An 11771-nucleotide genomic window follows, 5' to 3' on the forward strand; every position below is an offset into this window, starting at 1 on the left:
AGCCGGACCGGAAGAGGATAGGCATGACATCGCGGCGGAAGCTGGGGGCTTCGGAGGCTATGACCTGGAGAGGGAATAGCAGGGCGAGGAGGAAGGGTTTCATTTTGGCAAAGGAATGAAGGAGCAAGGGAATGTTCCGGAGACTGAATTTATGGCTTTACTGGAGGAGAGTGGTCAGGGTGATGTCCTGGTGATTGAAGTTGATCCAGTGGAGGCACTTCAGAGGTAAAGTGGCGAGAAGGAGCTGGAGGTGGGGGCGCTGTTGCTCGATGTAGGTTGTGTATGAACTGACATGGAAGGCAGTGTGTCCGGCGAGCATTGGCAGTGTATGGGTGCCGAGTTCGATGTCGTTGCTGGTGACAGTGAGCCGGGTTTCGGGAGCGGTGAGAAGGCATGACAGGGCCTCCCGATAGAGACTGGCTTCGAGGAAGCCGCCGAGATCATCAACAAGGCAGGTGAGATGGTCTCTGAGAAGACGGCATTTTGCCGAAAGTGGCTGCCAGCCGTTTGTCGTGATCTTACACGCGTGACGCTGGACTGTTGTGACCGGAGCCATGCGCAGTTTTCCATTTACTTTGTGATCGCTGAAATTGAGCAGTTTGATGCAGCGGATGCCGAGGCACATGGCGTAGTTGAACACTTGGGCGTCATGAGCGGGGATAAGGTGTTCAACCGTCTTCAGTTCATAGACGGCATCGCTCGCCACCAAGTCGAGGCGATATTCCTTGGTGAACGAACCATGAGTTACTCGAAGCGGCACTTGTGTCATGACGCTCTTCATTCCAGCGGCACGCAATCGGCTGGCCAACTCATTTTCATACACATGTTCATCGCACAGCCGTCCAAGATTGTTCTGCGTGGCGTAGGCGCATTTCATGATGAACTCGTCGCGCGTCAGATTGGCGATGGGTATGGCGCAGGTGATCGGCATGGATTGCAATAAGATATCCGTCCTTCAAAAATCAGTCATTCCATTGCTCCTTTATTCCTTTGCCTAAAAGAAGGCGTTTATTTCAGGGCTGATTTTTGCAGGGCGGGGTCGACGCGGAGGATGGCTTTGCCGGTGCGCTGGCGGATTTGCTGGTTGCGTTCGGTGACGGTGATTTCGCAGCTGAGTTCTTTGTACTGGCCGAGGAGGGCTTCGGTGGTAGCGGAGATTTCGAAGGTGAGTTGTTTGTCGCCGGCTTTGAGTTTGGGGGTGTTGATGACGGTGACGCCTTTGGGGAGGCCGAGGAGGGTGGCGGTGGCTTCGCCTTCGAAGGGTTTTTTGTGTTCGATGTCCCAGATGACCTGGGCTTTTTCGCCGCGACGGACGGCGGTGGGATTGCTCTTCAGGGCGATGTAGGGCTGGGCGATGGTGATGTCGATGAATGCGCTGGAGGCGCGGATGCGACCTGCGCCGAGGTAATAGGAGCCACCTGCGGTGGAGGCGGTCATGGCGAGGCGATACGTGCCCGGCACGGCTGAAGTGCTGGCGCTGAGGCGCAGGGTGCCTTCGTTTTTCCCTGCTGGGATGGTGAGTGTGGGCTCGCCTTCGACACCGGGAGGCACCCAGTCGAACTGATGCTCGATGGCTTCATCAAAGCCAGGCTTGCGTGTGATTTTGACCGGCAGCGTGAGTTCACCGTTTTGGGAAAGCGGGATGGAAGGCTGCTCGACATCGATTTGATACGGTGCCGGCTCAGTGATGGCAAAGGCGTAGTCATTGACGACGAAGGAATGCCAGGCGTGACCACCGCTGTGGCCGAGGAAGGGAAACGACTGCTGCGAGCGGCTGAGCAGCGGTGTGCCATCGGTGGTTTTGCAGGTGATGGAGATGAGGGCGGTTTGTGGCTTTGTGCCAGCGTCCGCAATGAACTGAACCGGGACCTGACGCTGACCGGCAAGCACACGCGGAGCGATCATGCGCACGCCTTTGGGCAGACCCTGCACGACGAGGTCAAGTTCGCCTTTGTAGCGAGTGCCGGGGGCATCGACGAGGTTCACATTGACCGTCCAGCGACCGCCTTGCGGCACGGCGATGCTGGTGAGGCGTGGACATTCGACCATGTCGATGACACGTGCCTGGATGAAGGTGTTGATCTCATCGCGGATGGGTTCGACCTCGATGCGGTAAACGGAAGTTGGATCGCCGAGGCCGCGCATGTCGGTGATGTTGATGAGGTAATCACCATCGGTTTTTGGTTCCCAAATGACCGCAGGGTCCATGAGCTCCTTGCGCTGAATTTGCCGCGACATGGCCCAGAGATCGCGATCCGGAAGCGCGGAATCATCCGCAGTGATGTCGTCGGTTTCGGCGTCGGCTTTGCGAATCGTGAGGCGCGGATCGAGCGGTGTGCCGAATGACCGTGCAAACACGCGCACGCGCCAGCGATCACCTGCTTTGGCTTTGACGCGGAAGCTGTCGGCATCATTTGCGGCTTCGATTTTACCATTCAAAGCAGCAGGGAGAGCGCTGACGGTGGTCTCATCGGCCTCTTTGGCTTCGAGCACATTGGGGAACTCACTCACACGCATCATCAGCGGCGAGGGCATGGTGTCATTGAAGGCGAAGTCGCCCGTTTGTGCGGGGAGCGTGACATGGATGGCTTCATCGCCTTTTGGATCGCCGAGAAGGGTGGCGGCAAGTTTTTCGCCTTTCATGCCACCGGCGGGATACACGGCGAGGGGACGGTGATTTGAACCGATGTGCGCGAGGTAGTAGCAGTTGCCGCCCGAATTGAAGACGCGCTGTTTGACCTCGACGCGGTATTCGCCGTCGGCAGGGAGAATGGTGCTGAGCACGGGGTCTTGCAGATGCAGGGCGCTGTCGTCATTGCGGACGAGTTCTTTGCCGGTCGGATCAAGGATGCGCGCGGTGAGATCGAACTCAGAACCAGCGTAAAATTTTTCGGTGAGCCAGACAGAATCGACTTCCACGGAAAGGTGATCGCCTTTGCGACCGGTGACGCGATAGACATCGACGTCGCCGACTTGATTTGTGTCCATGCGGCCAAGCACTGCGCTGTTCATCGGCACGGGCTGGTCTTCCTGCGCTTCTTTGACGATGGGAAAGCGAGTCACCGCGAAGGTGGTGAGCGTGGTGAGCTCGGTGGCGGTGCGCAGCTTGAAAGGGTGCAGTCCGAGCGGGCAATCGGCGTCGATCTGAATTTTTGCCTGCACGCTGTCCTCAATGAAACCGCCGTGGATGGCGCTACGGGGCTGCGGCAACGAGGGCAGACTTTTGAGTTCGATGCAGCGGATGCCGGGACGATAGAAGAGGATCTCCCGTGCCTCTTTGATGAAGGCACCTTCAATGGTGACTTCGACCGTGGTGCCGCGCTGGCCTGCGCGGGGCGTGACATACTCGATGTGATGTACCATGGGGCCTGCGAGCGCCGAGGTGAGCAGACATGCTGAACCCATGAGGGCGGTGAAAAGTCGCATGGCGATTAGGAGATGATGCCTTTGACGACTTTGCCGTCTTTGACGATTTCGATGGGGCGCGTGCCGCCGAAGGCCATGAGCTCTTCGTTGGAGTCGATGCCGAGCTGGTTGTAAACGGTGGCGAGGAAGTCTTCGAGCTTCACTTCATCGCGTGCGGGTTCGGCGGAGGTGGCGTCTGAAGCGCCGTAGATCTGGCCACGGCTGATGCCGCCGCCGGCGAGGAGCATGGAGTAGACGCGGGCCCAGTGGTCGCGGCCATTGCTCATGTTTACCTTTGGCGTGCGGCCGAACTCGGTGGTGACCATGACGAGGGTGCTGTCGAGCATGCCCCGCTGATCGAGATCGGTGATAAGGCCGGAGATGGCGTGATCGAGGGCGGGCATGAATTCGGTGCAGGTGCCTTTGATGTCCACATGGGAGTCCCAGGAGCCGTAGTTCACACTGACGAAGCGCACGCCTGACTCCACGAGGCGGCGGGCGAGAAGGAGGCGCTCGCCGACGGCGGCGGGGGCGCGTTGTTTTAATTCGTAGTTGCGGCCGTAGAGATCGCGCGTGGCGTCATTTTCATCGGCGAGGGAGAAGGCTTTGCGGGCGGCGTCCGAGGTGAGGAGGGAGTAGGCGCTTTTGTAGAAGTCATCCATCGTGTTCACCTTGTCGATGTCGGCGTCCAGTTTGCGGAGCTGGCCTTCGACGATGTCGCGCGCGGCTTTGCGGCGCTCAAACTGCTGCATGGAGACGCCGTCGGGGATGCTGAAGTCGCGGACTTTGAACTCGCCTTTGGCACCGGGGTCGGCGTTGAGCTGGAAGGGGCCGTACTTGCTGCTGAGGAAACCGGTGCCGCCTTCGAAGCCGCGCATGGAGGGGATGGCGACATAAGGCGGCATGCCTTGGCGCACGCCCATGAGATGGGAGACGACGCTGCCCATCTGCGGGTAGTCGATGACGGTAGTGGGGGTGTAGCCGGTGTAGAGGTGGTAGGTGGCCTGCTGGTGATCGGGGATCTTGCCGGTGACGGAGCGGACGATGGTGAGCTTGTCGGCGACCTTGGAGAGGCGGGTGAAGTTCTCGCTGAAGACCTCGCCGGTGTTGGTTTTGGCCACGCCAAAGGCACCGCGATATTCGGTGGGGGCTTCGGGTTTGGGGTCCCAGGATTCCTGCTGGGCCATGCCGCCGGGGAGGTGGAGATGGATGATACTCTTGGCTTTGCCTTCTTTGAAGAAGCCGGGCTCCACGGTGGCGCGGGCTTCGTGTTTGAGGAGGTCGGCCATGCTGAGGCCGAGGGCGCTGCAGAAGCCGATGCGCATGGCTTCGCGGCGCTGGAGATTCATCTGGCGGAAGCCGGAGCAGCCGGAGGGAGCGGGGATTTTCATGGGCTGGGAAGGGATTGCGGGGAAAGGTGCGGTAAGGATTTACTGATTGAGGTGGGGTTTCCTTGCGGTACCCCGAGAACTCGGGGGGCTGGGGAGGGAATGAGATAGAGCCTTTGGGAGCTTTGATTTTTAGCAATGGAATGAGCAGGCATGGGAATGCGGACGGAACTGATTCCGGCTGGAGGGTCTCAACAAGCCGCCTGAACTTATAGACACGCTCCGAGAATCACCGCGACATTGCTCTCAGGTTTCGCGGGGAGTGGTGGCACCTTGCTGGCATGCCTCCGGCATGCGCCCTGCAGAAAAAAGGAGCGGGCTGTCTTCCAGGGGGCTGCGCCCCCTGGCTACCTGCTGTGATCCTTTCAGGATCATGGCGGGGGCAAACTCCAGTGAACCTTGCAGGATCGTGCACTGTGGGGTTCGAGCACCTCGATAGAGTGCTCTGTATAGTCTGGTCTGCAATCATGGGCACTTTACAGAAGCAGTGAGTGCGTTTCATAATGGGGCATGAATTTGAATCTTGAAGGGCAGTCGGTTGCTGTGTTTGGAGCTGCGCGTGGTATTGGCCGGGCGATTGCGGAGGGGTTTGTGGCGGAGGGGTGCGCGGTGCGGGGATTTGACCGGGAGAAGGCGGCGGATTTTGTCACTGCGGGGGATGTGGCGAGCTATGAGTCGGTGAAGAGTTTTGCGGGGGAGTTTGAGAGGGTGGACCATGTGGTGTTTTGCGTGGGCATTGGGTCGGGGAAGTTTGGGTTTCCGTTTTGGAATCTGGAGCCTTCTGACTGGGCGCGAGTACTGGAGGTGAACCTGATTGGCGCGGTGAATGTGGCGCATGCGTTTGCGCCGAAGCTGATCGAGAGCGGGGGGGGATCGATGCTGTTTTTGGTTTCGGTGGCGGGGCAGATGGGGTCGCAGACGGATCCGCCTTACAGTGCTTCGAAGGCGGCGCTGATTAACTTTACGCAATGTGCGGCGAAGGATCTGGGGCCGCATAATGTGCGGGTGAATGCGCTGGCGCCGGGGATGGTGAAGACGGAGCTGAATCAGAGCATCTGGGCTGCGGGGCAGAAGAAGGTGCCGGAGGACAAGCGGCAGAGCTTTGATGACTGGGCGGCAGAGAAGATCAAGAAGGTGTCCCACCTGGGCCGCTGGCAGATGCCGGACGAGTATGCGGCGATGGCGACGTTTCTGGCGTCAGATCATGCGAAAAATATCACGGGGCAGACGATCAATATTGATGGGGGGACGGTGATGCATTCGTGAGGGGGGCGAAGGCAAGATGGCAGGGACGTTCGATTTAGCCGCAGAGGGGCGGAGAGGCAGAGGGGGCAGAGTTTTTAACCACGGAATACACCGAATACACGGAAACCAGAATTCAGGAGCCCTGCTACGGGTATCTGTAGCGAGGTGCGGCGAGGTACAGGTGTCGGTCTCTCTGGCGCAGAGCGAAAGCGGGTGAGCCAGCGGTGGCGCTGATCGACGGGCAAGAGTGCCCATCGTACTTCCAGATGAACAGTCACCTCGGAAGTTCGCTTTACTCGTAGAGGCGGAAGAGGCCGCTGTGGTCGAGGTCGCCGAGGTGTTTTTCGTGGACGAATTTTTCCCACTGGGCGAGGGAGTTTTTGAGGGTGGGGGAGTCGAGGCCGACGGAGTCGGCGAGCTGGGACATGAGGCGGACGTCTTTGAGCTGGAGGGTGGCGCGGCCGCCGGGGGCGAAGTCGCGGCGGACCATGCGGTCGCCGTGGAGATCGAGGATGCGGCTTTCGGCGAAGCCGCCGAGGAGGGCTTTTCGGACGAGGGCGGGATCGACGCCGGAGAGTTCGGCGAGGCGGAGGGCCTGGGCGACGGCGTCGATGGTTTGGGCGACGATGAGCTGATTGGCGAGCTTGGTGACCTGACCGCTGCCGACGGGGCCGAGGTGGGTGATGTTTTTGCCGACGGCCTGGAAGATGGGGAGGGCGCGCTGGAAATTGGCGTCGCTGCCGCCGGCCATGATGGTGAGAGTGGCGGCTTCTGCGCCGACCTGACCGCCGGAGACGGGGGCATCGACCCAGTTCACGCGTTCGGCCCATTGTTTGGTTTCGGGGACGCCGGTGGTGCCGAAGTCGATGATGAGGGCGTCTGGGTGCAGGCCTTCGATGAGGCCGCCGGGGCCGAAGACGACGGCTTCGACGACGTCAGTCATAGTGAGATTGATGCAGATGACGCCGGGGCCGATCTCGCGGGCGAGTTCGGGGAGGGTGGCGGCGCGGCGCATGCCGAGGGCGACGGCGGCCTCTGCGGGGGCGGAGCTGCGATTCCAGACGACGACGTCGGCTCCGGCTTCATGGAGGTGGCGTGCATTGGCGCGGCCCATGTTGCCGAGTCCGACGAATCCGATCTTGTGTCCTGTGAGAGGCTTGCTCATGTCCGACGAACTCACATCAGGCCGTGCCTGATGGCAAACCCTTCCCTACTCAACCATGAAAATCATCATCACCGGCGGCGGCGGCTTCCTTGGCTCCCAACTTGCGCAGAAACTTTTGGAACGCGGCACGTGGTGCGGCGGGGCGATCACGGAGATGGTGCTGCTGGATGCGTTTTTCCGTGGAGAGCCGACGGATGCGCGGGTGAAGCATGTGAAGGGTGACATTGGTGACCGGGCGACAGTGCTGGCGGCGACGGGGGCGAAGTTTGACGTGATTTTTCACCTGGCCTCGATGGTGAGCGGGGAGTGCGAGGAGCGGTTTGATGATGCGATGCGGGTGAATCTGGAGGGTGGGCGCAATGTGTTTGAGGCGGCGCGTGCGGCGGAGGGACGGCCGCGGGTGGTGTTTGCGAGCAGTGTGGCGGTTTATGGCGGAATAGACATGTCGCAGCTGATGTCTGACGTGACGAAGCAACTGCCGCAGACGACCTACGGCATGACGAAGGCGATGTGCGAGATGATGGTGAACGATCACACGCGCAAAGGTCACTTTGACGGGCGCAGTGTGCGGCTGCCGACGGTGATCGTGCGGCCGGGGAAGCCGAATGCGGCGGCATCGAGCTGGGCGAGCGGGATGTTTCGTGAGCCGCTGAATGGCGAGGCGTGCATGCTGCCGATCCGGCGTGATCAGCCGCATCCGATGACGGGTTACCGGACGGTGATTGAGTCGTTCATCTATTTGAGTGAAGTGGCGGAGGAGAAGCTGGGGAAAGATCGGGCGTATGTGCTGCCAGCGCACCGTGTGACGCCGAATATTGCGGAGAAGGTGATCCAGGAAGTTGCGGAGGAACGCGGGATCACGCTGGGGCCGATCGTGGATGCGTTTGATGCGCGGATTCAGGGGATCGTGGACAACTGGCCGCAGCAGGTGGATGGCGCGAGGGCGGAGGCGATTGGTCTGCCGAGGCCGCCTGAGCTGAAGGTGATCGTGGAACAATATGTGGCAGACTTTGGAATGAAGTAGGCTTTGCCGTGACTGTGGAATGCAGTAGCCTCACCGCATGAGTGAGATACGACCTTTTGCGAATGCGCCGCAGATAAGCTTCAACCCGCGCCTGATACTCACGGGAGTGATCGGACTGTTTTTGGCGGTCGGTATTTTCTCGGGGGTGTATCAGGTGCCGGCGGAGTCGGTGGCGGTGGTGCAGCGCTTTGGAGGGTACTTGAAGACGGAGACCCCCGGGCTGCACTTCAAGCTGCCGTGGGGCATCGACCAGATCACGCTGGTGGAGATTTTGCGGCAGCAGAAGCTGGAGTTTGGCTTTGGGACGCAGGGGGCGACCAATCCGTATCAGTATTCGGACACTCGAGATCAAGAGGAGGAAAAGACGATGGTGACCGGCGACTTGAACACGGCGCTGGTGGAGTGGGTGGTGCAGTACCACATCAGCGATCCGGTGGCGTATGTGTTTAACTTCCGCGAGCCGGTGCCTACGCTGCGTGATCTTTCCCAAGCGGTGATGCGCGAGGTGGTGGGTGACCGAACGGTGGATGAAGTGCTGACGATTGGCCGTCAGGAAATGGAAACCCGATGTGCTGAACGCCTGCGCGAACTGGTGGCGACGCTGAACATGGGCGTACGGATTGATCAGATCCAGCTCGGCAACATCAATCCGCCGGCGGATGTGCAGGCGAGTTTCAGCGATGTGAACCGTGCGAAGCAGGAGAAGGAGTCTGCCATCAATGCGGCCAGCGGGAATTATTATCAGATCATCCCGAAAGCACGTGGCGAAGCGGAGCAGAAGATCAAAGGTGCCGAGGGCTATGCCGCCAAACGCATCAATGAGGCGGAGGGTGATGCAGCTCGTTTCACTTCTGTGCTGGCGGAGTATCTGAAAGCGCCGGAGGTGACGAAGAAGCGCCTGTATTTGGAGACGATGGGCGAGGTGCTGTCGCAAGTGCCGGGCAAGATCATTCTGGATGACAAGGCCTCCTCGTTTCTACCACTCATGAATCTCCGCCAGGCGGAACCGCAAACCAACCCTGCCCCTGCCACACGATGAAAGCCTCCCTTGTTTTGATAGTTGTCCTCGCGCTGGGGATCGTGGCGAGCTCCGGTTTGTACACGGTGCACGAGACGGAGCAGGTGGTGATCACGCAGTTTGGCAAGCCGGTGGGCGAGTCGATCCTCAAGGCCGGACTGCACTGGAAGACGCCATTTGTCCAGACGGTGAACCGACTGGACAAGCGGGTGCTGGAATGGGACGGGCCATCGGCCAACATGACGACAAAGGACAAGGTCATCGTGGTGGTGGATGTGTTTGGGCGCTGGGAGATCAGCGACCCGCTGATTTTTTTCCGCCAGCTCACGGACGAGCGGCGTGCGCTGTCGCGGCTGGATGACATTCTGGCGAGCGAGACGCGCATTGTGATCGCGAAGCATGACTTCATCGAGGCGGTGCGCACGACGAAGGACCGCAAGGCGATCCGTGATGTGGCCAACACGACCACGACGGGCAGCGCGCCTTCGAGTGCGGATTCACGCCTGGGTGTGCTGCCGCCGATCATTTACGGACGTGTGGAACTTGAGGCGGAGGTGCTGAAGAATGCGGTTCCGAAGATCGAGGGGTATGGCATCCGGCTGCTGGATGTGCGCTTCAAACGCATCGACTACGATCCATCGGTGAGCCAGTCGATCCACCAGCGGATGATTTCTGAGCGTGAGCAGATCGCGAAGCTGCACCGTGCTGAAGGCGAAGGCGAGGCGGCGAAGATCAACGGGGAGCGTGAGCGTGATCTGGCGACGATCGAGTCCGAAGCGTACCGCAAGGTGCAGGAGATGGAAGGCACTGCGGATGCGAAGGCGACGGAGATTTATGCGAAGGCGTACAACCAGACACCGGAAGCTGCGCAGTTGTTTGAGTTCCTGAAGACGATGGAGACTTACAAGCAGCTGATCACGGCGGATACGACGATGATCTTCACGACGGAGAGCGAGCTGTTTCGCTTTTTGAAGTCGAGCAATCCGCAGGCGGTCAAACCGGCGGCGGGAGCGAGCGGGGAGTTTACGCCGCTGCACAAGCTGCCGACGCTGATGGAAGTGGGGCGGTGACCTGAGCCGGAACGGGCTGAAGCCCGAACTACGAACTCGGACCGGCTTCCTCCTTCGCTAAAGCTACAGAGGACAGGGAAGCCGGGACTGTATCTATTCCTTCGGGAAGTGGACGAGATGTGGGAACAGTGGGCAGCCTTAGCCAGCATGGAGTGTACCCTCACCCTGACCCTCTCCCCAAAGACGTCCTAGACATTGTCATGTCATCGATGGGGAGAGGGGAACCGCTTTGTGATCGCACCATTTCATGGGCCTAAAAGGGCCAAGAAGTCATTTAAAATGCTCCAACCAAGCTGATCAGGAAACTTTGCGACGGCGACGCACGGCGAAGCTGCAGAGGCCGAGCATGAGGAGGAGGGTGCGGGAGGGTTCGGGGACGACGACGAGGACGCCGTAGGTGGTGAAGGCGCTGGTGTCCCAGGAGAGGCCGGAGCCGAGAGCCACGTCTGAGAGGTCCAAATCTGCCAAGGTGAAGGTGCCGGAGCCAGCGAGTGAATCCGCGGTGCCCACGGCGGTCCAGTCGAGAAGTTTGAAGATGCTGCCAGCGCTGAGCGTGGCGCTGTTGTTTAGGAGCTTGACGGTGCCGCCTGCGGTGGTGCCGAGAGTGAAGGTGCCGTTGGTTAATTGGATGCTGTCGTAGTCTCCTGACTGATCCCAGATGGTGGTGTAGGCTGTGCCGGAGGCACCGCCGTGGGTGTTCAAGTAGGAGAGGGCGCTGCCCGAGAGGTCGAAGGCTGAATCGACTTGAGAACTGGAGGTCAGGCTGAGCTGAATCTGGCTGCCATTGTTGACGTTCACCGCCGTGCCAGCCGCGGTGAAGGTGAGGGTTTGATTGCTGGTGTTCGTGTCACCCACGCCGGGGGCAAGGATGGCACCGCTGGTGATGACGGTGGCGCCGGCGATGCTGCCGGAGCCGGAAAGTATGGCGGCGGGGCTGACGGTGACGACGCCCGAGCCGGTGAGAGCGCCGGTTGAGCCATCGCCCACCTGCAAGGTGCCTGCGGCGACAGTGGTGGTGCCGGAGTAGGTGCTGGTCTGGGTGAGCACGAGGGTGTTGGCGCCCAGTTTTTTGAGGCCCACGGTGTTTGCGCCGCTGTTGGTGTCGGCGATGCTGCCGCCATAGGTGAAGCTGCCGCCGGAGGCGTTGGTGGTGTCGAGGCCGAGGAATGAACCGCTTTGGAAGCCGCCGGTGGAGGTGCCGAGGGACTTGATGATGTCCACGTCTGAAGCGGTGAACTCGCCGGTGCCGCCGACGTTGAACGCGGCGGTGGCAGCGCTGCTGACTGCGATGTTGGCGTCCGTCCAGCTTGAGGAGGTGTTGTTGTAAAGAGCTGTCTCACGGAGGAACTGCAGCGTGCCGTCGGTGACCGTGGTGGTGCCGGTGTAGGAGTTCACGCCATCCATGTAAAGCGTGCCGGTGGTGGTCTTGGTGAAGGCGCCGCCGCCATTGAATTCA

General features: G+C 60.3%; 9 protein-coding genes. 4 read left to right on the forward strand and 5 right to left on the reverse strand.

The genetic code is table 11. The features are described from left to right. Nucleotides 1–157: 157 nt before the first annotated feature. The 3 genes from ACIREA_RS15935 to ACIREA_RS15945 all read right to left on the reverse strand — a co-directional run bounded on the left by ACIREA_RS15935 (nt 158) and on the right by ACIREA_RS15945 (nt 4796). Nucleotides 158–931 (reverse strand): GxxExxY protein, encoded by a 774-nt coding sequence (locus tag ACIREA_RS15935; RefSeq protein ID WP_397383283.1) that lies wholly within the window; start codon nt 929–931, stop codon nt 158–160. A 77-nt stretch (nt 932–1008) separates the two neighbouring features. Further along, complete coding sequence (locus tag ACIREA_RS15940) at nt 1009–3426, reverse strand: serine protease (RefSeq protein ID WP_397383284.1); 2418 nt, start codon at nt 3424–3426, stop codon at nt 1009–1011. A 5-nt stretch (nt 3427–3431) separates the two neighbouring features. Continuing rightward, the gene (locus ACIREA_RS15945; RefSeq protein WP_397383285.1) at nt 3432–4796 is read right to left on the reverse strand and encodes a DUF1501 domain-containing protein; all 1365 of its coding nucleotides are present in this window, start codon (nt 4794–4796) and stop codon (nt 3432–3434) included. Between the two features lie 507 nt (nt 4797–5303). Between ACIREA_RS15945 and ACIREA_RS15950 the strand changes: the two genes are divergently transcribed. Next, on the forward strand, nt 5304–6059 hold the full coding sequence (locus ACIREA_RS15950) for an SDR family NAD(P)-dependent oxidoreductase (RefSeq protein WP_397383286.1): 756 nt from the start codon (nt 5304–5306) through the stop codon (nt 6057–6059). Nucleotides 6060–6330: 271 nt separating this feature from the next. Here the strand turns inward: ACIREA_RS15950 and ACIREA_RS15955 are convergent, their stop codons facing one another. Further along, a complete protein-coding gene (locus ACIREA_RS15955) occupies nt 6331–7203 on the reverse strand; it encodes an NAD(P)-dependent oxidoreductase (protein ID WP_397383287.1) in 873 nt (290 codons plus the stop codon). Nucleotides 7204–7258: 55 nt separating this feature from the next. Here ACIREA_RS15955 and ACIREA_RS15960 point away from each other — a divergent pair, with 55 nt between their 5' ends. The 3 genes from ACIREA_RS15960 to hflC are packed head-to-tail and all read left to right on the forward strand — an operon-like array spanning nt 7259 to nt 10315. Beyond that, on the forward strand, nt 7259–8227 hold the full coding sequence (locus ACIREA_RS15960) for an NAD-dependent epimerase/dehydratase family protein (protein ID WP_397383288.1): 969 nt from the start codon (nt 7259–7261) through the stop codon (nt 8225–8227). A 37-nt stretch (nt 8228–8264) separates the two neighbouring features. Then, nucleotides 8265–9266 (forward strand): FtsH protease activity modulator HflK, encoded by a 1002-nt coding sequence (hflK, locus tag ACIREA_RS15965; RefSeq protein WP_397383289.1) that lies wholly within the window; start codon nt 8265–8267, stop codon nt 9264–9266. Continuing rightward, nucleotides 9263–10315, forward strand: a complete 1053-nt coding sequence (gene hflC, locus ACIREA_RS15970; protein ID WP_397383290.1) for a protease modulator HflC — start codon at nt 9263–9265, stop codon at nt 10313–10315. The genes hflK and hflC overlap by 4 nt, the downstream gene beginning before the upstream one ends. A 297-nt stretch (nt 10316–10612) precedes the next feature. Here hflC and ACIREA_RS15975 read toward each other — a convergent pair. Continuing rightward, nucleotides 10613–11771, reverse strand: a 1159-nt coding sequence (locus ACIREA_RS15975) for an autotransporter-associated beta strand repeat-containing protein (RefSeq protein WP_397383291.1), incomplete at its 5' end; no start/stop codon positions are given.

Origin of the sequence: Prosthecobacter sp., assembly GCF_044373815.1 — a bacterium.
Taxonomy (GTDB): Bacteria; Verrucomicrobiota; Verrucomicrobiia; order Verrucomicrobiales; family Verrucomicrobiaceae; genus Prosthecobacter.

What these genes read in the sequence shown, in the direction of transcription:
- ACIREA_RS15935 (WP_397383283.1), bottom strand. Translation starts at nt 931, where the DNA reads ATGCCGATCACCTGCGCCATACCCATCGCCAATCTGACGCGCGACGAG.
- ACIREA_RS15940 (WP_397383284.1), bottom strand. Translation starts at nt 3,426, where the DNA reads ATGCGACTTTTCACCGCCCTCATGGGTTCAGCATGTCTGCTCACCTCG.
- ACIREA_RS15945 (WP_397383285.1), bottom strand. Translation starts at nt 4,796, where the DNA reads ATGAAAATCCCCGCTCCCTCCGGCTGCTCCGGCTTCCGCCAGATGAAT.
- ACIREA_RS15950 (WP_397383286.1), top strand. Translation starts at nt 5,304, where the DNA reads ATGAATTTGAATCTTGAAGGGCAGTCGGTTGCTGTGTTTGGAGCTGCG.
- ACIREA_RS15955 (WP_397383287.1), bottom strand. Translation starts at nt 7,203, where the DNA reads ATGAGCAAGCCTCTCACAGGACACAAGATCGGATTCGTCGGACTCGGC.
- ACIREA_RS15960 (WP_397383288.1), top strand. Translation starts at nt 7,259, where the DNA reads ATGAAAATCATCATCACCGGCGGCGGCGGCTTCCTTGGCTCCCAACTT.
- hflK (WP_397383289.1), top strand. Translation starts at nt 8,265, where the DNA reads ATGAGTGAGATACGACCTTTTGCGAATGCGCCGCAGATAAGCTTCAAC.
- hflC (WP_397383290.1), top strand. Translation starts at nt 9,263, where the DNA reads ATGAAAGCCTCCCTTGTTTTGATAGTTGTCCTCGCGCTGGGGATCGTG.